The organism is Simplicispira sp. 125 (assembly GCF_003096555.1).
In the GTDB taxonomy this organism is placed as follows: domain Bacteria; phylum Pseudomonadota; class Gammaproteobacteria; order Burkholderiales; family Burkholderiaceae_C; genus Simplicispira.
On sequence record NZ_QEKM01000001.1, the window covers coordinates 875,173 to 895,874 of the forward strand.

Sequence of the window (20,702 nt, forward strand, 5' to 3'; positions counted from 1 at the left end):
CAGTGGGGGGTCGATTAAGCCACCCAAAAAGGAGCTACACCATGATGACTATTCGCAAATCACAGGACCGGGGCTATGCCGACCATGGTTGGCTCCAGTCGTACCATAGTTTCTCGTTTGCCGGTTACCACGACCCCCGCCACATGGGGTTTGGCAACTTGCGCGTCATCAACGAGGACCGTATCGCCCCGGGCGCTGGCTTTGGCACGCACGGCCACCGCGACATGGAGATCATCAGCTATGTGCTATCGGGTTCCCTGGCCCACAAGGACAGCATGGGCAACGTGGTGGCCATTGCTCCGGGCGAGGTGCAGCGCATGAGTGCAGGCACGGGGGTAACGCACAGCGAGTTCAACCATGCGCCGGGTGAGACCACACATTTTCTGCAGATATGGATTCTTCCCGACCAAAACGGGATTGCGCCTGGCTATGAGCAAAAAGCCTTTCCAGCAGAGCAAAGGCAGGGGCGCTTGCGTCTGGTGGCCTCGTCCGATGGGGCGCAGGGATCTGTGCGCATCCACGCCGATGCAGCGCTCTATGCTGGGTATTTTGACGCGGGTGAGGCGGTCGAGATGGCACTGGATCCGCAGCGCAAATGCTATGTGCATCTGGTGCGCGGCGCATTGCAGGTCAATGGCCAAGCCTTGGCAGCGGGTGATGCCGCCCTGCTGGAGCGGGAGAGCACGCTGAGGTTGGACCAGGGCGCCGGTGCCGAGGTGCTGGTGTTTGACTTGCTGCCCTGATTCAGGCCGCACGGGTCAGCAGGGTTTCTTCGATCTTGCCCGCCAGCTGGGAGATGGCCATGGCGGCCGGACAGCCCGGAACCTGCAGCAGCAGTAGCTGGCGGCGCATCACAGCGTCGCGCACGGCGTTATCGGCCGGGATATCACCCATGTGGATCAGGCGCAGTGGGCGACCCGAATGGGTCGTGACAAAGCGTTCGAGGACCTGTTGCAGCTGGCTGGTGATGGCGCGCCCGTCGCCCGGGCGGGCCGTCTGGTTGACCACCATGCGGATATGTTGGCGTTGCTGTTGCATGGCCAGCACCTTGATGGCGGCGTAGGCATCTGTGAGCGAGGTGGGCTCGGGGGTGGCTACTACCAATACCTCGGAGGCCAGCGACACCGAGAACAGCACCACATCGGAGATGCCGGCGCCCGTGTCGAGCAGGATCACATCGAAGCGAGGCGCCAGCGTCTGGATCACGCTGAGAAACTGGTTGCGCACCTCGGGCGTCAGGCGCGAATATTCGACCATGCCCGAGCCTGCCAATACCACGGAAAAACCGCCGGGCGCTGCGATCACGGCGTCGTCCAGGCTCGACTTGCCGATGAACACGTCATGCAGCGTGATTTTCGGGTGCAGGTTGAGCACCACGTCGAGGTTGGCCAGGCCCAGGTCGGCATCAAGCACCAGCACGCGCAGGCCACGGCGGGTAAGTGCCGCAGCCAAATTGGCCGAAACAAAGGTCTTGCCCACGCCACCCTTGCCACTGGTGATGGCAATGATGCGTGCGCCCGGGGGCTGTGTCGCCGGTGTGCCGGGGACAGGCGCTGTGGTGGAGGGGGACGGCGCGTCGCTCATTTTCTTGCTTTCAGTGGGCGCTGTCATTGAGGTTCAGGGAGTTCAGGTCGCCCCATCCAGATGGAGTGTAAAGAGGGCCAAAAAGCATGCCCTTTTCCTCTGCGGTGACAGTGCTGTCAGGCTGTTCTTCGATGCACACGCGGTTGCGTCCTTCGGCCTTGGCCCGGTAGAGCAGGTGGTCGGCCCGATCCGTCCAAAGCGGAGTGGTCGAGCGAATCCATTGCAAGGCATAAGCCCCGCCCACGCTGATGGTGATGCTCAACTCGGTGTTGGAGTCGATGCGCACGGGCGTCGTAGCGATGGTGCGGCGGATGCGCTCGGCCACCGCTTTGCCAAAGGCTGCCTGGCAGGCGGGCAACACCACAGCAAATTCTTCGCCACCATACCGGGCCAGGGTGTCCATGGGCCGCACGCATTGTGTCAACGTGTTCGCCACGGCCTGCAGCACCTTGTCACCGGCCAGGTGGCCGTAGGTGTCATTCACATGCTTGAAATGGTCGATGTCGAGCATCAGCAGCAATGCGGCTTCGCCCGATCGGGTGACGCGATCGATTTCCCGCTCGAGTACGGCCTGGAACTGGCGTCGATTGGCCAGGCCAGTGAGTGGGTCGCGCAGGGAAAGGTCGCACAGCCCGTCAATCATTCTTTGCAGGTACTGCGCCGGCGTGGTGCCCGTCGGAGGAATCTCCCCACGGCCGAGCAAAGCGGCAGCTGTATCCAGGCGCAGGTCGCGCAGGTCAACAGAGAGAAGGGGAGCGATTTTGGCCACGTGTTACAAGGGTCAATTCAGTCCGAGTGTACCTGTGCATCGGGTGGTTGTAGCTGGCGTAGTGCTCGCAGGGCATCCGCATCGGTGCGGTACATGCGCAGCTTGGGTCCGGGGGTTAAAACCCCTGCGCGCTCCAGTACCTGCTCGATCGGCAGTTTGAGCCCGCTGATGTGCAGTGTGCAACCTTCGCGCAAGACCAGTGCCTGCAGCCGGGCGAAAGTTTCCACGCCGGTCACGTCGACGCGGTTGATTGGCTGGGCAAACAGGCAGACATCGGTCAGGCCCGGGCGGGCCGCCATTCGGTCGGCCATTGAGCGCTCTAGTGCGCTGGCCGATGCAAAGTCCAGTTCCGCGTCCATGCGCAGGGCCAGCAAATCGGGGGCCAGCGGGGCGAGCTGCCACAGCTGCCGGTCGCGCAGACTGCCGTCGGGGTGCAGGCCGACTTCAATGATGCGGGGGTGCAGGCGTTGGTAAAGATAGTGGCTGAGGTTCATCAACAGGCCCACCAGTACGCCCCAATACAAATAAGGGGCTGTGGCCAGGGTGATGGCGAAGGTCGTAGCGCTGATGGAGGCCTCGACCCGCGATATACGCCACAGTTTATGCAGCGTCGCGGGTTTGATCAGGCCCGTAATAGCCATTACTACGACGGCGGCCAACACCGATTGCGGCACATGGTGCAGCGCAGGGGTCAACCACAGCAAGGCGACAAGCACCACGACACAGGAGAACACCGAGGCCCAGCCGGTGCGGGCTCCGGCATACAGGTTGATGGCCGAACGCGAAAACGAGGCGCTGGTGGCAAAGGCGCCGCACAGGCCTGAACTGATCTTGGCCAGGCCATGGGCCATCAGATCCTGGTTTTCATTCCAGCGTGTTCCGCTGCTCTGGTGGTCTACTTTTGCGCTAGAGGCCGTTTCCAGAAAACTGACCAGGGTGATCACCAGCACCGGCATGATGAGTGCGCCCAGCGTGGACCAAGGCAAAGCGCCCGGCCAGAAGGGGTGAGGCAGGCCGGAGGGCAGAACCCCCACCACGGCGCCGCCACCTTCGGCGTAGCCCATGGTCTTGCTGATGAGTGCAGCACCACCCATGACAACGATCACGGCCGGAAATCTGGGCCAACGCTTGCGTGCCAGCCAGAGCGCCGCAATGCTGCCCAGGCCCATGGCTGCGCCCGCCACATCGAAATGCTGTAGGCTGGGGCTGCCGATCAGTTCGGTCAGCGATACGTGCAACCCCAGCAGGCCCGGCAGTTGCGAGGCCAGAATCAGCAAGGCGGCTGCCTGTGTGAAACCGCTGAGCACGGGGGATGTGACCAGATTGAGCAGCCAGCCAAACCGCACCAGGCCCAGTACGAGCTGGAGTGCGCCCGACAGCAGCGCAATCCACACCGCAAGAGACACCCATTGCGCGCTGCCCGGCACCGCCAGGCCGCTGAGAGACGTGCCGATGAGCAGGCTCGTCAGGGCCGTGGGGCCTACACCCAGCCGGGTGGACGAGCCCCAGAGCACCGCCACCAGGCCCGGTAGGAGCGAGGCATAAATGCCCGTGACCAGTGGCATGCCGGCCAGTGCGGCGTAGGCCACGCCCTGGGGCACGAGCATCAGGCCAACGGTCAGGCCTGCCCAGAATTCGCCCTTGAGAAGCTCGCGATCGGGCCGAGGCCAGGCCAGAAAGGGAAACCAGCGGGTCATGGTGACGGGCAGCATGCCGCCATTGTCGTGCCGATGATGAGCCTTTGTCCTACGCTGTGATCCGTCCTGTCTGACCCGGCAGGCGGGGTCGGGACTCTAAAGTTCCAGTCATCCCATTTTTGAGAGGAGTCTCTTCATGAACAACGAGCATTTTTCCTATCGAGCAGCCCAACGTATCGCCACTGTGGTGGCTGTCTCCGCACTGGCCTTTGGACTGGTCGCTTGCGACAAGCCCCAAGACGCTACGCTCGGCCAGAAGATTGACAACGCTGTCGAAAAGACCGAGCAGGCGGCCCAGGATGCCAAGGTGAAAGCTGAGCAAGCCGCCCAGGACGCCAAGGTCCAAGGTGAAAAAGCCATGCAATCGGCTGAAAAAGGACTGGAAAAAGCGGGCGACAAAATGGAGGCCGCAGCGCAGGAGGCGGGCGCCATGGCACGTGATGCCGCCAGTTCGGCCGCCACACTGGCCAGCGATGCAGGCATTACGGCACAGGTGAAAGCCGGCCTGGCCAAGGACTCCGACCTCAGTGCGCTGAAGATCGACGTGGACACCCGCAGTGGCGTGGTCACTCTCAACGGCACCGCGCCTTCGGATGCTGCACGCGAACGTGCCGCCGCCATTGCGCGGGAGGTGAAGGGTGTCACCTCCGTCATCAACCATTTGACGGTGTGAACAAGCGCGGGTGGCTGCGCGCTACCATGGCGCCATGAAAGATACCGCGCCCGACCTGTCCACCCGCATTGTTCACCATTCTTACCAGCCCCCTGTGGGCTTTGCGGCGCCGCAGCCCGGCGTTTTCAAGGCATCCACTGTCATATTCCCCAGCGTTGCCGCACTGCGCACGCGCGAGTGGAAAGACAAGAGCGGCTATACCTATGGGCTGCATGGCACTCCTACCACCTTCACCCTGGAAGAACGCTTGTGCACGCTCGAAGGTGGTTTGCACTGTGTGCTGGTGCCCAGCGGACTGGCGGCGATTGGCAATGTCGCCCTGGCGCTGCTCAGGGCGGGCGACGAAGTGCTGGTTCCCGATAACGCTTACGGGCCGAACAAGGCCATGGGTTCGACCACTTTGGCCCAGTTTGGGGTGCGCCAGGTGTTCTACGATGCACTGGATACTGCCGATTTGGCTGCCAAGATCACGCCTGCGACCCGTCTGGTCTGGCTGGAGGCACCCGGCTCGGTGACGCTTGAATTTCCGGACCTGTGCGAGCAGGTGCGCATTTGCCGCGCCAACGGGGTGCCCACCGCGCTGGACAATACCTGGGGGGCGGGCCTGGCGTTTGCACCCTTCGACCTGTTGGGTGATGGCAGTGGCAGCCTGGCGGTGGATGTGTCCGTGCACGCCCTCACCAAGTACCCCAGCGGCGGTGGGGATGTGCTTATGGGTAGCGTTATTACAAGAGACCCCGCCTTACACCATCAGATCCAGCGCACCCACATGCACCTGGGACTGGGCGTGGGGGCTAACGACGCCGAGGCCATACTGCGCGCGCTGCCGAGCATTGGCCTGCGCTACCGCGCCCACGACCAGGCCGCGCGCACCCTGGCTCGGTGGATGCAGCAGCAGACCCCTGTGGCCCAGGTGCTGCACCCCGCATTGCCCGATTCGCCGGGCCATGCCCATTGGAAAGCCCTGTGCGGTGCAACCCGGGATGGCGAAGGCCTGGCTGCTGGCCTGTTCAGCGTGGTCATCGATGCGCGGTATTCCCAAGCCCAGGTGGATGCCTTCTGCGATGGCCTGGAGTATTTCAAGCTGGGGTACAGCTGGGGCGGCCCCATGAGCCTGGTGGTTCCCTACGAGCTGGGCAGCATGCGCAGCCAGCCCTCGCCGCACCTGCGGCCGGGCACCTTGGTGCGGTTTTCCATGGGGCTGGAAGCCGTGCAGGACTTGCAAGCCGATGTGGAGCAGGCCATGCAGCGTGCCTTTGGTTGAGGCTGCATGTGCCTTCCATCAACAGACTGAAAGAGTAGGGTATCGGTTGAGATAGATCAAGAAGCGGCAATGAGGGCATACATTGGGTGAACAACCTCTGGATGCCATGACGACCCACACTGCCTCTGACCGCGACACCCAACCTATTGTCTTGCAGGCGTTGCGTTGGGCCGACCCTTGGCGCTGGCTGCAGCGCGGCTGGCAGGACATGCGTTGCGCCCCGGGTATTGCCTTGTTCTATGGCGCCTGCTTTTGGGGCATGGCACTGCTGTTGGGCTGGGTGTTCCGGTCGCGGCCTGAATATGTCATGTCGATGGCCAGCGGCTGCTTGCTGTTGGGGCCTTTTTTGGCCATGGGCCTGTACGACACCAGCCGCCGCCGCGAGGCAGGCTTGGAGCCTGAGCTGGGCCAGTCCATCACCTGCTGGGACAAACACATGGGCAGCATGGGCATGCTGGTGCTGGTGCTCATCGTGCTGGAACTGCTCTGGGGCCGGGCGTCCCTGGTGGTGTTTGCTGTGTTCTTCAACACTGGCATGCCCTCCACCACGGGCGTGGTGCAAGCCATTTTCAATTTGCAGAACTGGAGCTTCGTCGCTGTTTACACCGTGGTGGGTGGCGTTTTTGCGGCCATCGTGTTCTCCGTCAGCGTGGTGTCCATCCCCATGATCCTGGACCGTGACACCGATGCACTCACCGCAGGCATCACCAGCATGCGGGTGGTGGTGGAAAACACCGGAGTCATGCTGCTCTGGGGGGCATTGATCACGTTGCTGGTGGTGGCGTCCATGGTTTTCTGGGGCGCAGGGCTGCTGCTGGTCGGTCCCTTGTTGGGTCATGCCAGCTGGCATGCCTATCGTGCGGCCGTGGCGGTGCCTGTGGCTGTGGGGTCATGAAGGCTCTTCACAGGGCAAGCTGTTACAGTGGGACTCCACTTTAGAGAGAGCAATCACCTTGGCAACCCCCAATTACGGATACGAAAAACGCCAGCGTGAGCTGGCAAAAAAGAAGAAAAAAGAAGAAAAACTGCGCGCTAAGGCGTCAGGCCCCCGCTATGACACCAACGGTGCCCCTTCCGATGGAGTCGCCGAGAACCATCCCGGCCAGCCCGCCGCCCCTGGTGGCGAGAACGCCCCGTCCTGATAAACGCCCACCCTGCCCAAGGCCCTTGTTCAGCGCAGCAACTTGCGCAGTGCGGGCCACACGTTCCCGAGCATGATCGGATGTGCCTGGGCATTGGGGTGAATACGGTCGGGCTGGAACAGGGCCGTAGCGTCTGGCCCGTTGGCCACACCTTCCAGCAAAAAAGGCACCAGCGCCGTTTGGTGCTGGCGCGCCACCTCTCCAAAAGCAGCGGCAAAGCGCCGCGCATAGTCGCTACCGTAGTTGGGCGGTACCTGCATGCCCACCAGCAGCACCTTGGCACCGGCCTTTTGCGCTGCCTGTGCCATGGCGGAGAGATTGTCCTGCGTGTTCTTCATAGGCAAGCCGCGCAATGCGTCGTTGCCACCCAGTTCGATCACCACCACGGCAGGCTTGTGCTTGTCCAGCAGCGCGGGCAGGCGCGCCCGGCCGCCCGACGTGGTATCGCCGCTGACGCTGGCGTTGACCACGGTGGCGGCCACCTTTTCGTCGGCCAGGCGTTTCTCCAGCAAGGCCACCCAGCCCGTACCACGGGCCAGGCCGTACTCCGCGCTGAGGGAGTCGCCCAGCACCAGGATCGTTGGCCCACTGCCCTTGGCAGACGCCTGCGCCGTTCCCAGGCAAAGCCCCGCCAGTGGGCTGGCTGCCAAGCCCAGGATAAAGTGGCGCCGAAGCCGATCTGTTCTCACGTTCGAACACCTTTCATCATTCATGTCTGATTCTTCTACGCCACCTGCGCACCCCGTCATTGCTGTCGAGCATGTGTTCAAGTCGGTCAGCGACTCCACGGGTACGCTCGACATTCTGCGCGACATTGATTTCCGGCTGGCGCACAGGGAAACCGTGGCCATCGTTGGAGCGTCGGGCTCGGGCAAGAGTACGCTGCTGTCCATCATCGCCGGGCTCGATACCCCCACGCGCGGCACGGTGCGCCTGGATGGGCAGGACCTGTTCGCTCTGGGCGAGGACGACCGTGCCGCCTTGCGGGCGCAGAAGATTGGTTTCGTGTTCCAGAGCTTTCAGCTCATGGGCAACTTGACCGCGCTGGAAAACGTGATGCTTCCACTGGAGCTGGCAGGCCGGCGCGATGCGCGCAAGCGTGCGACCGAGATGCTGGAACACGTTGGCCTGGGCCAGCGCCTGGGCCACTACCCCAAGGTACTCTCAGGCGGCGAGCAGCAGCGTGTGGCGCTGGCGCGGGCCTTCGTGGTGCAGCCGGCGGTGCTGCTGGCCGACGAGCCCACGGGAAGCCTTGATTTCGCCACTGGCGAGACCATCATGCAGCTCATGTTCGACCTCAACCGCGAGCAAGGCACCACGCTGGTGCTGGTCACGCACGACCGGGGCATTGCACAGCGTTGCGAGCGCTGCATCACGATAGAAGCCGGGCGTGTGGCGATGGCCTGAATTTTGGATATTTTTGCCTGATTAGCGACATACCTCAGTTCGTCGTGAACGTTCCGCCATTGCCAGCCCTCCAACAACCAGTGCCGAGTCATCGGCCAAGGAGCAGGCAATGTCAATGAATGCCATCCAGTTCCAGCGCGGCCTGTCGCTGCCCCAGTTCCAGGCTCTCTACGGCCGTGAAGAACAGTGCGAACGCGCCTTGGTGGCCGCCCGCTGGCCCCACGGCTGGCAGTGTGCCCACTGCGGCTGCAAGCGCTTCTTTCTCACCCGCAATGGCATCGGCCGCCAGCTGTGGGAGTGCTTTATCTGCGGCTACCAGAGTTCGAGCATCGTGGGCACCGTGATGGAGCACACCCATCTGCCCCTGCGGCTGTGGTTCCTGGCCATGTATTTGCTCACCCAGCACAAGAACGCCATTCAAGCGCCCTGGCGCTCAAGCGCCAGTTGGGTGTGTCCTACAAGACAGCGTGGCTGCTCAAACACAAGCTGATGCAGGCCATGGGCCAGCGCGATGCGCGCTATCTGCTGAGCGGGCGTGTGGAGATCGATGATGCCTACCTTGGGGGCGAGCGCGCAGGCAGTATCAACGGTGGACGCAAGGCGGCCAACAAATCCGCCTTTGTAGCTGCCGTACAGACCAGCGAGAACGGCAGGCCGCTGTACCTGCGCTTGGTGCCAGTGGCGGACTTCACGAATCAGGAGATGGCGCAGTGGGCGCAGCGCTATCTGGCGCCCGGCTGTCATGTGGTCAGCGATGGCACACCTGCCTTTGCCCAGGTGCGCCAGGTGGGCGCTATTCATGAGCCCCACGTCACGGGAGGTGGCCGCCAGGGGGCGCAGACGCCCCAGCTGCACTGGGTCAACACCCTGCTGGGCAATCTCAAGACCAGTGTGGCGGGAACGTACCACTCGTTTGATCATGCCAAATATGCTGCACGCTACCTGGCGGAGTTCTGCTACCGCTTCAACCGCCGCTTTGACCTGCCCGCCATGCTGCCAAGGCTGCTGCGGGCGCTAGTAACCACAAGGCCTCTTCCATTGAAAATGTTGCGTGTGTCTGAGGTACGTAGCTAATCAGGTATTTTTGGCCTCTAGCGCTTTATGGATAAGCGATAGCAGCTATAAATTATATAGCATTCGTGTGCAGCGGATAATTACGCCATGTCCAGCCCCAAAGTCCTCTTCGGCTTCCATGCCGTGGGCGTGCGCCTGAAAACCGCGCCGCAATCCATTATTGAAATCTATTACGAGGCCACGCGCCGCGATGCGCGCATGCGCCAGTTTCTGGACCGCGCCAGGGAAGCGGGCGCCCGGATGATCGAGGCCGACAGCCTGCGCATTGCCAAGCTGGCCGGTAGCCATGGCCACCAGGGCGTGGCCGCGCGGGTGCAGCCCCTGCCGCAGGCCACCTCGCTCGACGAACTGCTGGAAGACCTGGAAGCCGCAGGCGTGGAGCAGCCTTTGCTGCTGGTGCTCGACGGCGTGACCGACCCGCACAACCTGGGCGCCTGCCTGCGCGTGGCCGATGGCGCAGGTGCCCATGCGGTGATTGCCCCCAAGGACCATGCGGTGGGCGTGAACGCCACGGTAGCCAAGGTGGCCAGTGGTGCCGCAGAAACCGTGCCGTATTTCATGGTGACCAATTTGGCGCGCACGCTGAACGAGCTCAAGGAGCGCAACATCTGGATCATCGGCACCAGCGACGATGCCCCGCAAACCATCTACCAGGCAGACCTGAAGGGCCCGGTCGCGCTGGTGCTGGGTGCCGAGGGCGACGGTATGCGCCAGCTCACGCGCAAAACCTGCGACGCGCTCGTCAGCATTCCCATGAAGGGAGCGGTCGAGAGCCTGAACGTGTCCGTGGCCAGCGGTGTGTGTCTGTACGAAGCCCTGCGCCAGCGTGCCGTCTGAACCCGCGGCGGGGGCGCAAGCGCTCGAATCCGCCATCGCCGGGGTGCGCCAGGCCCGACACATCGCCGTGCTCACCGGCGCTGGCGTGAGCGCCGAATCGGGCGTACCCACGTTCCGCGATGCGCAAACCGGCTTCTGGGCACAGTTCCGCGCCCAAGACATGGCCACCCCTGAGGGTTTTCGGTCCCACCCGCAGCGGGTGTGGGACTGGTACCAGTTTCGCCGCGGCCTGGTTGCGCAGGTGCAGCCCAATGCCGCGCACCGGGCACTGGCGGACTTCGCCCTGCACCACCCGGGGCGCATGACCTTGATGACGCAAAACGTGGACGGGTTACACCAGCGCGCGGGTAGTCCCCAGGTGCTGTGCCTGCACGGAGAGCTGCAGCGCAACCGCTGGCTCGATCTGCCGTGCCCCCATTGCGACCTGGAGAACACGGTCGATGCGCGCCCGCCGTACTGTGGTGCCTGCGGCAACCTGGTTCGGCCGGATGTGGTGTGGTTTGGCGAGCCCTTGCCCCTGGCTGTGCTGGACGCTGCGCAGGCTGCGGCCCGCATGTGCGACCTGATGCTCGTGGTCGGGACTGCCGGTGCGGTGTACCCGGCCGCAGGCCTGGCGCACAGCGCCCGCGCCGCAGGCGCCCGGGTGGTGGTGGTGAACACCGCCGACAGTGCACTGGACGATGTGGCGCATGCCGTGGTGCGCGGCCCCGCTGCCGTGGTCTTGCCTGCATTGCTCGGTGTGTGATTTCTGCACACACTGTCCCTGAGTGGCTGGACAGGGGAGGGGGTGGTCATTAATATGCAGCCCCTTTGCATCTTTCAAGGTTCGTTATCCATGAGTCGCCGCCAATTTCTCCTGCGCACCACGCAAGCCGCCGCCGCCACCAGCCTGCCTACCTGGGCCCTCCCTGCGCTGGCCGCCGAAGAAGCCTTGTCGGCGCGGCATGTCACGCTGGGGTGCTCCATCGCGCTCACGGGCCCGCTGGGGCAGGCGGGTATCGAGCAAGTCGCCGGCATGAAAGCTGCGTTTGCTGAACTGAACCAGGCCGGTGGTGTTTTCGGGCGTGAAATCCAGCTGGAGGTGAAGGATGACGGCTACGTGGCTGCACGCACCCTGCAGAACGTTACCGCGATGCTGGCAGCCCAGTCGGCGTTTGCGCTCATCTCGCCGTTGGGTACCGCCAACACCGCGGCCATCCTGCCGCTGATCGAAGGCAAGGGCATACCTACCGTGGGGCCAGTCACCGGCGCGCCATCGCTGCGCACGGCTGAGCAACGGCATGTGTTCTTCGTACGTCCCAGCTACCGCGATGAAACCCAGCGCCTGGTCCAGCAGGTTGGCGATATGGGTCTCAAGCGCATTGCCGTGGTGTATCTGGACAACCCGTTTGGCAAGGAGGTGCTCTCGGACATGACCAAGGCGCTGGAAGCCGCACAGGTTGAACGTGCTGGTGAATTCGCCCTGGCCGTGGATGGCAAGAATGCCGTGGAATTGGCTGATCAGGTCGCTGCTGGAAGCCCCAGCGCCGTCTTGCTGGCCACTACGGGAACGGCCAACACCGCCTTCATGCTCGCATTCCGTGCACGCGCCGCCGGTGTGCCCATGGCCGGCCTGTCGGTCACGGTGATTTCGTCTGAAATGCCCAAACTGGGCGCGGCTACGCGCGGCATGGCGCTGGTGCAGGTGTTTCCAGACGCCAACTCGCAAAAATCGGTGCTGGTACGCAAGTTCCAGAGCACCATGAAGAACACGGGCGCCGCGCCTGCTTATCTGAGCAGTGCCAGCGCGCTGGAAGGCTGGATCAATGCGCAGGTGATGATTGAAGGCTTGAAGAATGCGGGCAAGGACCTGACCCGCGAGCGCTTGCGCACAGGGCTGGCCAGCGTGCGCAGCCTGTCCTTTGGTGACTTCAGCGTGGGCTTTGGCAACAAGGCGCCTTATGTGGGCACCGACTCGATCTACCTCGCCATTTACGCTGAAAAAGGCCGCCGCCTGAGCTGAACCTTGCGCTAGCGCAAACAGCCTCCGCTGCCGCTGCGCGCAGCGTTGACGCCGCAGGGGCCTGTTGTTGATACTGCCTGCTGACTGCGGGTCAGGGTAGACGGGCCGTTTCCTGGCTGCTCCCTTGTGCTCGTCACTGGAGGGGCCATGGAGCACACAGCCTGTACGCAGGAAGCGCTGCAAAAGAGCATTGAGCGCCTGGAGCGCGAGAACCAGGCCTTGAGGGCTGCGCTGGAGGGCAGCGACAACGCGCTCAAAGAGGCGCGTGCCACGCTGGTGCGCGGCGCGGCCTATAACAAGCGGGTCTATCAAGAATCGCCCGTGCCCATCGTCATCATCGACCCGGCCATTGGCATCGTAGATTGCAACCAGGCGGCGGTGCGCATCTACGGTTTCTCATCGCGCGACGAGGTGCTGGGCAAAATGCCGCTGGATTTCTCGGCACCAACGCAATATGACGGTACCGACACCCAGACCGCGGGCGAGGAAATCACGCGCTCCATCTTTGAGCACGGCATTGCCAATTTTCTCTGGCGTGCGCAGCGCGCGAATGGTGAAATTTTCGATGCCGAGGTCAATCTCATGGCCTTCGATTGCGGCGGCCGTATTTTGCTGCGCTTCACGGTGGATGATGTGTCGGAGAAGCGCCGTGTGCGGCAGGAGATCGACCGCCAGCAGGCTGAGATCCGCAAACTGCTGCAAGAGCAGCAGGTGATTTTTGAAAACACCCCCAATGGCATTTGTTATTCCGCCGATGGCATCGTGCTGCGGGTCAACAAGCGCTTGTGCGAGAGTCTGCAGATGGCGCGCGAGGATTTGCTGGGCAAGCCGGTAGCGCAGGCACTGTTTTCTAGCGAGGACAACTACCAGGCCTTTGCGGCCATGGCGGGGCCGCTGCTCAGCGCCGGCAAGGTGGTGCGCACCGAGTGGGAGTTTCGGCGCAGCGATGGCACATCCTTCGTGGCCATGGTGTCGGGTCAGGGCATCAGCATTGCGGGCTACGAACGCTCGGCTGTTTGGATTTACGAAGACATCACCGAACGCAAGAAACTCGAACGCGACCGCCAGGAGAACGAGGACCGCCTGCTCCGCATTCTGGAGAACAGCCCCGTAGGCGTGGTCATTGGCACGCCGGAAGGGCAACTGGTGTTTGCCAACCGCCAGCATGCCGAAATGATGGGGGTGCTCTCTGAGGACATACCGTCGTACAACACCTACCGTTCCTGGCGCAACCCGGCAGACCGCGATACGTTCATGGAGCAACTGCGCCGCGACGGCAGTGTGAAGGCCTACCAGGCCGATCTGGTGCGCGCCGATGGCTCCCCCATCACCGTGCTGCTGTCATCCATGTTGCTGGATTTCTCTGATGGGCGTTACCTGGTTTCCTGGCTCTATGACATCACCGAGCGCCAGATCGTGGAGCAGCGCATCGCGCGCAGCGAGGAGCGCCTGAACCTTGCCTTGCGCGCCGCCCATCTGGGCCTGTACGACTGCACCATCGACGACCAGGGGCGTATCGGTGAGGTGACGGTGAACGACATCTGGGCCGAGATGCTCGGGTACGGCAAAGAAGAACTTCTGGCCCGCTACCCCGATCACCTGGCGTGCTGGAGCGACCTGATTCATCCTGACGACCTGCCCGACGTGCAGCAACGGTTGCAGCGCTTTCTGGGGAACCAAGTGCAAGAGCACCGTGCCACCTTTCGCATGCGCACCCACTCTGGGCAATGGCGTTGGATTCAGGACACGGGCGACGCCGCCCTGCGCGGGCCGGACGGGCGCCCGCGCCGACTGGTCGGTATCAACCAGGACATCACTGACCAGAAAATGGCCGAGACCAGCCTGCGCGCGAGCGAGGCCCACAACCGCAAATTGCTGGACGAGCAGCAAACGATCTTTGACAACGCCCCCAACGGCATCATCTACACCGCCAACGGCGTGATCCTGCGCGTCAACCAGCGCATGTGTGAACACCTGGGCTACGTGCCCGAGGACATGGTGGGCCAGCCAGGCCACATGATGTACCACTCACAGGACGACTACGCACGCTTTGGCGCTATGGTCGGCCCCTTGCTGGCCACGGGCAAGGATGTGAACGTGGAATGGGAGTTTGTGCGCCAGGATGGCCGCCCCTTCGTTGCCCAGGTCTCCGGGCGTGCCTTGCAGTCGACAGACCACAGCCACGTCACCATCTGGGTGTTTGAGGATATTGCCGAGCGCAAGGCTGCCGAACATGCCATGGCCGAGGCGCGCCGCGTGGCCGAAGAAGCCACCCGCGCCAAGAGCGATTTTCTGGCCAACATGAGCCATGAAATCCGCACCCCCATGAACGCCATCATCGGCATGTCGCACCTGGCGCTGCAAACCCCGCTGGACGCCCGCCAGCGCAACTATGTGGAAAAAGCGCACCGGTCCGCCGTGGGCCTGCTCGGCCTGATCAACGATGTGCTCGATTTTTCCAAGATCGAGGCCGGGAAGATGGTGATCGAGCAAACCGCGTTCCAGCTCGATGAGGTGATGGACCATTTGGCCAACCTGATTGGCCTCAAGACCGAAGACAAGGGGCTGGAGCTGCTCTTCCATGTGGCCCCGGACATTCCTGCAGGCCTGGTGGGTGACCCGCTGCGCTTGGGGCAAATCCTGGTCAACCTGGGCAACAACGCCGTCAAGTTCACCGAGCAGGGTGAGGTGGTGATCGGCATTGAAAAAACCGCCGAGGACGAACAGGGCGTGGAATTGCACTTCCGGGTGCGCGATACCGGCATTGGCATGACGCCTGAAGAACGCGCCAAATTGTTCCGACCTTTCAGCCAGGCCGACAGCTCCACCACCCGCCGCTACGGCGGCACGGGCCTGGGTTTGGCCATCTCGCGCAATCTGGTCGAGCAGATGGGCGGAAGCATCTGGGTCGAGAGTGCACTGGGCCAAGGCTCGGAATTCCACTTCACAGCCCGATTCGGCCGCCAGGAAAATAACGTGGTGCTGCCTCGCCTTGCGCGCGAGACATTGCAAGCCATGCGGGTCTTGGTCGTGGACGACAACGCCTGTGCCCGTGAAATCACCGCCAGCATTGCCCTCAGCCTGGGTCTGCAGGTGGATACAGCCATGGACGGCGCAGCGGCCCTGGCGGCCGTGGCCAGCGCCGAGCAGCAGCACCGACCCTACAGCCTGGTGCTGATCGACTGGAAGATGCCGCAGATGGACGGCATCGAAACCTTGCAACACCTGAACGCGCACGATCTGCTCCAGGTGCCGGCCGCCATCATGGTCACGGCCTATGGCCGCGAAGAGGCCCTGGGCGAAGCCGAACGGCGCGGCGTGGCGCTGCGCTCGGTGCTCACCAAACCGGTCATGGCCAGTCAGTTGCTGGACGCCATTGGCCGTACCCTGGACCACAAAGCGGTGACCGAGCACCAGTCAGGTCTGATTGGGCAAGACGCACAGGCTGCCATGCAACAGCTGGCAGGCGCTCGCGTGCTGCTGGTGGAAGACAACGAGCTGAACCAGGAGCTGGCGCTGGAACTGCTGCGTCATGCTGGCATGGATGTGGAGCTGGCCACCAACGGCCAGGAAGCGCTGGATGCGCTGGCCCGGGATGCGCGTTTCGACTGTGTGCTGATGGACTGCCAGATGCCCGTGATGGACGGCTACGAGGCCACGCAACGTATCCGCGACAACCCGGCACTGCAGACCCTGCCCATCATTGCCATGACCGCCAACGCTATGGCAGGCGACCGCGAACGCGCCCTGGCCCGGGGAATGAACGACTACATCGCCAAGCCGCTGGATGTGGGCAGCATGTTCCGCACCATTACCCGCTGGGTGGGCGCGCGCTGCGCCGTGCCGGGTGCTACCGCGGCAGCGGCGTCGCCGCCGTTGTCATCGTCGCTGCCGCTTGCCGCACCAGGGTTGCCGCACCTGCCCGGTATCGACACCCGCGCCGGTTTGGCAACCACCCTGCACAACGAGGTGCTGTACCGCTCACTGCTGGGCAAATTCCGCGCAGGTCAGGCGGGGTTTGCCGCTGGCTTTCGGGCAGTGCAAGGCCAGGGGGATGCCACGGCACCCGAGCGCTTGGCCCACACCCTCAAGTCGGTGGCCGGCAGCATTGGTGCACGCAGTGTGCAGGCCGCTGCAGCTGCGCTCGAGAGTGCCTGCAGAAAAGACGAGGCGCCTGCGCGCATTGCAGCCCTGCTGGAGGCGGTGGACGCGGCCTTGGCTCCAGTCATTGCGGGGCTGGACCGCCTGGATGCCGCAGTCAAGGATGTGTCAGTGGCTGCGCCCATAGCCCCGGACGTGCAGCAGGTACAGGTGTTTCGGCAGGAATTACAGGCCCTGCTGGTGGCCGGTGATGCCAGCTCGCTGGATCTGGTCGCCCGGCACGGCGGGCTGCTGCAGGTTGCCTGTCCGCACGCGCACCAAGCCATCGCCGCCGCCATTGACGGGTTTGACTTCGAAGCGGCGCTGTCTTTGATGCAGTAACGCTTAACGGGTGTGCACCACAAAGCGATTGCGCCCCGCGCCCTTGGCTTCGTACAGCGCCGCATCCGCCAGGTCCACCAGGGCCTGGGCGGGCTCGTCGGCCCGGGGCACGGCAGTGGCCACGCCCAGGCTGATGGTGACATGGCGGTGTGTGGGTGACTGGGCGTGCTCCAGGCGCTGCGCCTCAATCGCTGCACGCATCTGCTCTGCCAGGCGGTGGGCGCCGGTGCTGTCGGTGGACGGCAGCAAACAGCCAAACTCTTCGCCGCCGCAGCGCGCCACCAGGTCGGTGGGCCGCGTCACGCATGCGGCCAGGGTGCGGGCCACCTGGATCAGGCATTCGTCGCCTCCCGGATGGCCATAGTGATCGTTGAAGGCCTTGAAATGGTCAATGTCAATGGCAATCAGTGACACCGGTGTCTGCTCGCGTGCGGCGCGCTGCCACTCCAGTACCAGGCCCTCGTCAAAACGGCGCCGGTTGCTGATGCCTGTGAGATGGTCTTGCGTGGTCAGGCGCTCCAGCAGGTCACGGTTGCGCTTGAGCTCGATATGGTTGCGCACCCGGGCCTGCACGATGGACGGTCGAATGGGCTTGACGATGTAGTCGATGGCGCCCAGCGACAGGCCCCGGGCCTCGTCCTCTTCGTCGTCGCGCGACGATACGAACAGCACCGGGATACGCGCCGTGGCCGGGTTCTGCTTGAGCCGGGCACACACCTCGTAGCCATCCATGCCGGGCATCATGACGTCCAGCAAAATCAGGTCGGGCGGCTCGGCCGATGTGGCCAGCGCCAGGGCCCGCTCTCCGTTGATGGCCACCTTGACTTTGTAGTCCTGCTTGAGCACTGCCGAGATGATCTGCAGGTTCTCCGGGGAGTCGTCCACGACCAGAATGCTTGCTTGTGCTTCCATCTGCGCTTCCTCGGGTGCGATGACGAACCGGCGCAGTGTTCTCGTGGCCTGTGACCGGATGTGTTTGCCGCCGAAAAGAATACGGGGTTTCAGGTGCGCCGGGCCAAAAATCCGGCCCCGACTGCGCTGGATCAAATCGCCATCCTGTCCAAGGCGCGCAAGAGGGAAGCAGGGTGACGTAACTATTTGATGCATGGACGCTGGCGGGGCCTCATACCCAGCCGATGGCCCCCAGCACGGCGCCCGCGCCCAGTAGCCACAACAGGTGCAGCCGGGTGCGCCAGACCAGCACTGCGGTGGCCGCGGTCAGCAACCACAGTGGCCAGTCGGTGGCAGGCTGGCCCTGCGCACGGCCCAGCACCCAGGTGGTGGCCATCAGCAGCCCAATGACCAGGGGCGCCATGCCCTGTTTGAAGGCGCGCACCGCGCGCCGCTGGCGGTTGCGGTGCGCCCAGCGTGTGGCCAGCCACGTCAGCGTGGCGCTGGGCAGCATGATGCCCAGCATGCACAGCGCCGCCCCCAGCAGGCCATAGCCCCACCCGCCTGCGTTCAGCCCTACATGCCAGCCCAGCAGGGCAATAAACAGCACGTTGGGACCTGGCGCTGCTTGTGAAATGGCGATGCTGGCGCTGAACTGCATGTCGGTCAGCCAGGCATTGCGCTCCACCAGAAAACGGTGCATGTCGGGCGCCGTGGCAATGGCTCCGCCCACGGCCAGCAGCGAGATCGACAGGTAGTACAGAAACAGGTGCAGCCAGTCGAGGGGCTGTAAAACGATGGCGTGCGTCATGGTGCGAGCTTGCGCCAGGTGAGTACGCAGGCGGTGCCGCCCACCAGCAGCAGCACCCAGTACAGCGGCATGCGCAGCCACACCATGGCAGCAAACGTGGCCCCCGCAATGGCCGCGCACACCCAGGGTCCCAGCGGGTGGGTGCGCAGCGCGGCGGCCAGCTTCAGGCCCATGCCTGCAATCAGTCCCGCCGCCACCGCACCCATGCCGCGCAAGGCGCCCGCCATGGCGGGGTGGCTGGCCCACTGCGCGTACACCATGGCCGCCCCCAATGCCAGCACCAGCGGCAACGACAGCATGCCCGCCAGCGCCGCAAAGGCCCCGCACAGGCCAAAGTGGCGGTCGCCAATCATGATGGACAGGTTCACCACGTTGGGCCCCGGCATCACCTGGGCCACGGCCCAGTCTTCCAGGAACTCCTCGTTCGTCATCCAGCGCTTTTTCTCGACCAGTTCGCGCTGCACCACCGCCACCACGCCGCCAAAACCTTGCAGGGCCAGCCAGGTAAAAGACCAGAACAGATCCGCCACGTTGCGCGGGCCGGGCGCCACGGGCGCGGCGTCTGGGAGGAGGGGGGCAGAGTGCATAAAAAATTGAATAAAAAGTGACCCTAGCGCTTATCCATCAAGCGCTGATAGCTATCATAAAAATAGCTATTGGGCCTGCAACGGCCACCATCGTACGCCCGTGGCACACTGCGCGCTTTGCCCTGTACGAAAGCCTTTCCATGAAACTCATCCGTTACGGTGCGCCTGGTGAAGAGCGCCCAGGTCTGGTCGATGCCCAGGGTGTGCTGCGCGACCTTTCGATGCTGCTGGCCGACATTGGCCCTGCGCAGCTTGCGCCCCGCACCCTGGCGGCCCTGGCCGCCATTGACGCGGCGCGCCTGCCCGCCGTGCCAGGTCAACCGCGCCTGGGCTGCCCCGTGGGTGGGGTGGGCAAGATCGTGTGCGTGGGCCTGAACTACCGCGACCACGCGCTGGAGGCGGGCATGCAGCCACCGGCCGAGCCCGTGTTGTTCATGAAAGCCATCACGGCCTTGAGCGGCCCGAATGACCCCTTGCACATCCCGCCGGGTTCGCAAAAGACCGACTGGGAGGTGGAGCTGGGCATCGTCATCGGCACCCGCGCCCGCCATGTGACCGAGGCCGACGCATTGCAGCATGTGGCAGGCTACGTGCTGGGCAACGATGTGTCCGAGCGCGCCTACCAGATCGAGCGCGGCGGCCAGTGGGACAAAGGCAAGAGCTACGACGGATTTGCCCCCATCGGCCCCTGGCTGGCCACGGCCGATGCGGTGGCCGACCCGCATGCCATCGACCTGTGGCTGGAGGTCAATGGCCAGCGCGTGCAAAGCGGCAGCACGCGCAACTTTATCTTTGGTGTGCCCACGGTGGTGTCGTACATCAGCCAGTTCATGACGCTCGAGCCTGGCGACATCGTGCTGACCGGCACCCCCGCTGGCGTAGGCCTGGGGCAAAAACCGGCGCCCTGGTTCCTCAAGCCTGGCGATGTGGTGCGGCTGGGCGGCACCGGGTTGGGCGAGCAGCAGCAGACCTGCGTGGGCGGCTAGTGCCTTATTTTTCCAGCTGACCGCGCAGCTTGTGGCTGGTGTTGCGCCAGCCCGCCTTGTCGGGGTACTTGACCTTGAAGATTTTCAGATCAGCCTGCGTCTCGTACTTGGTTCTGAAAATCTTGAAGCTGGCCTGCGCCTCATGCAGCACGAAAAACCACTTGGCATCGCCCTCGGCCTGCTGGGCGTAGGCCACCTCGTACCAGCACAGGTCGGCCTGGGTTTCATAGTGCACTTCGCAGACCACGGCATTGGCCAGGTTTTCGTATTTCACTTCCAGGATTTTTGCCATGTCGTCACTTTCTGAAAAAGGCAGGCACCGCCGCGCCCGTGGACTGAGAGGGTATCGTAAAAGCAGGGTGCGTCAGCCCCCAAAGGCCGGGTGAGAGCGCCGCTCATGCCGCACAAACGGCCGTTCAGCCAGTCCGCCGCTGTTTGGCCCGGAGTGGCATGCGTGTCCCGTGGCTCGTGCACATCGGATGCGGCCGACAAATCC

General features: G+C 63.7%; 19 protein-coding genes and 1 pseudogene. 12 read left to right on the forward strand and 8 right to left on the reverse strand.

All coding sequences use genetic code 11. The features are described from left to right. Positions 1–41: 41 nt before the first annotated feature. A complete protein-coding gene (locus C8D04_RS04055; protein ID WP_116003707.1) occupies positions 42–743 on the forward strand; it encodes a pirin family protein in 702 nt (233 codons plus the stop codon). 1 nt (position 744) lies between these two features. Here C8D04_RS04055 and C8D04_RS04060 read toward each other — a convergent pair whose 3' ends face one another. From C8D04_RS04060 to C8D04_RS04070, 3 genes are read right to left on the reverse strand one after another with little or no spacing between them, the layout of a single operon-like run. After that, positions 745–1,584, reverse strand: coding sequence for a MinD/ParA family protein (locus C8D04_RS04060; protein ID WP_116006004.1), 840 nt, complete (start codon positions 1,582–1,584; stop codon positions 745–747). Between the two features lie 10 nt (positions 1,585–1,594). Continuing rightward, on the reverse strand, positions 1,595–2,353 hold the full coding sequence (locus C8D04_RS04065) for a GGDEF domain-containing protein (protein WP_116003708.1): 759 nt from the start codon (positions 2,351–2,353) through the stop codon (positions 1,595–1,597). A 17-nt stretch (positions 2,354–2,370) separates the two neighbouring features. After that, positions 2,371–4,065: a SulP family inorganic anion transporter gene (locus C8D04_RS04070; protein WP_116003709.1), complete on the reverse strand. Its 1,695-nt coding sequence runs from the start codon at positions 4,063–4,065 to the stop codon at positions 2,371–2,373. A 121-nt stretch (positions 4,066–4,186) separates the two neighbouring features. Here C8D04_RS04070 and C8D04_RS04075 point away from each other — a divergent pair, with 121 nt between their 5' ends. The 4 genes from C8D04_RS04075 to C8D04_RS04090 all read left to right on the forward strand — a co-directional run bounded on the left by C8D04_RS04075 (position 4,187) and on the right by C8D04_RS04090 (position 7,129). Then, a complete protein-coding gene (locus C8D04_RS04075; RefSeq protein WP_116003710.1) occupies positions 4,187–4,723 on the forward strand; it encodes a BON domain-containing protein in 537 nt (178 codons plus the stop codon). A gap of 34 nt (positions 4,724–4,757) precedes the next feature. Next, the gene (locus C8D04_RS04080) at positions 4,758–5,987 is read left to right on the forward strand and encodes a PLP-dependent transferase (RefSeq protein ID WP_116006005.1); all 1,230 of its coding nucleotides are present in this window, start codon (positions 4,758–4,760) and stop codon (positions 5,985–5,987) included. A 106-nt stretch (positions 5,988–6,093) separates the two neighbouring features. Beyond that, positions 6,094–6,882, forward strand: a complete 789-nt coding sequence (locus C8D04_RS04085; protein WP_116003711.1) for a DUF2189 domain-containing protein — start codon at positions 6,094–6,096, stop codon at positions 6,880–6,882. 58 nt (positions 6,883–6,940) lie between these two features. Next, positions 6,941–7,129 carry a hypothetical protein gene (locus tag C8D04_RS04090; RefSeq protein WP_116003712.1) on the forward strand — a complete coding sequence of 63 codons (189 nt, stop codon included), beginning with the start codon at positions 6,941–6,943 and terminating at the stop codon, positions 7,127–7,129. 29 nt (positions 7,130–7,158) lie between these two features. Here the strand turns inward: C8D04_RS04090 and C8D04_RS04095 are convergent, their stop codons facing one another. Beyond that, positions 7,159–7,842 carry an arylesterase gene (locus tag C8D04_RS04095; protein WP_116003713.1) on the reverse strand — a complete coding sequence of 228 codons (684 nt, stop codon included), beginning with the start codon at positions 7,840–7,842 and terminating at the stop codon, positions 7,159–7,161. Here C8D04_RS04095 and C8D04_RS04100 point away from each other — a divergent pair. The 6 genes and pseudogenes from C8D04_RS04100 to C8D04_RS04125 all read left to right on the forward strand — a co-directional run bounded on the left by C8D04_RS04100 (position 7,841) and on the right by C8D04_RS04125 (position 16,931). Continuing rightward, entirely contained in the window at positions 7,841–8,536 is a 696-nt protein-coding gene (locus C8D04_RS04100; RefSeq protein WP_116003714.1) for an ABC transporter ATP-binding protein, read from the forward strand. The two genes, C8D04_RS04095 and C8D04_RS04100, sit on opposite strands and share 2 nt — an antisense overlap. Before the next feature lie 109 nt (positions 8,537–8,645). Continuing rightward, positions 8,646–9,610 (forward strand): annotated as a pseudogene (locus tag C8D04_RS04105) (IS1595 family transposase). An 87-nt stretch (positions 9,611–9,697) separates the two neighbouring features. Continuing rightward, positions 9,698–10,447, forward strand: a complete 750-nt coding sequence (gene rlmB, locus C8D04_RS04110; RefSeq protein ID WP_116003715.1) for a 23S rRNA (guanosine(2251)-2'-O)-methyltransferase RlmB — start codon at positions 9,698–9,700, stop codon at positions 10,445–10,447. Next, positions 10,437–11,192 carry an NAD-dependent deacylase gene (locus tag C8D04_RS04115; protein WP_116003716.1) on the forward strand — a complete coding sequence of 252 codons (756 nt, stop codon included), beginning with the start codon at positions 10,437–10,439 and terminating at the stop codon, positions 11,190–11,192. The genes rlmB and C8D04_RS04115 overlap by 11 nt, the downstream gene beginning before the upstream one ends. A gap of 90 nt (positions 11,193–11,282) precedes the next feature. Next, complete coding sequence (locus tag C8D04_RS04120; protein ID WP_116003717.1) at positions 11,283–12,449, forward strand: ABC transporter substrate-binding protein; 1,167 nt, start codon at positions 11,283–11,285, stop codon at positions 12,447–12,449. A 147-nt stretch (positions 12,450–12,596) separates the two neighbouring features. Further along, positions 12,597–16,931, forward strand: coding sequence for a PAS domain S-box protein (locus C8D04_RS04125; protein WP_116003718.1), 4,335 nt, complete (start codon positions 12,597–12,599; stop codon positions 16,929–16,931). Between the two features lie 3 nt (positions 16,932–16,934). On the opposite strand, the gene C8D04_RS04130 is transcribed toward C8D04_RS04125, so the two are convergent. From C8D04_RS04130 to C8D04_RS04140, 3 genes are all read right to left on the reverse strand, one after another. After that, entirely contained in the window at positions 16,935–17,843 is a 909-nt protein-coding gene (locus tag C8D04_RS04130; protein WP_116006006.1) for a diguanylate cyclase, read from the reverse strand. A gap of 211 nt (positions 17,844–18,054) precedes the next feature. Then, positions 18,055–18,633, reverse strand: a complete 579-nt coding sequence (locus tag C8D04_RS04135; protein WP_116003719.1) for a chromate transporter — start codon at positions 18,631–18,633, stop codon at positions 18,055–18,057. After that, a complete protein-coding gene (locus C8D04_RS04140) occupies positions 18,630–19,220 on the reverse strand; it encodes a chromate transporter (RefSeq protein WP_116003720.1) in 591 nt (196 codons plus the stop codon). Before C8D04_RS04140 ends, C8D04_RS04135 begins: the two co-directional genes overlap by 4 nt. A 140-nt stretch (positions 19,221–19,360) precedes the next feature. Between C8D04_RS04140 and C8D04_RS04145 the strand changes: the two genes are divergently transcribed. Continuing rightward, entirely contained in the window at positions 19,361–20,206 is an 846-nt protein-coding gene (locus tag C8D04_RS04145; protein WP_116003721.1) for a fumarylacetoacetate hydrolase family protein, read from the forward strand. 4 nt (positions 20,207–20,210) lie between these two features. On the opposite strand, the gene C8D04_RS04150 is transcribed toward C8D04_RS04145, so the two are convergent. Then, positions 20,211–20,498, reverse strand: coding sequence for a DUF6150 family protein (locus C8D04_RS04150; RefSeq protein WP_116003722.1), 288 nt, complete (start codon positions 20,496–20,498; stop codon positions 20,211–20,213). Positions 20,499–20,702 lie beyond the last annotated feature (204 nt).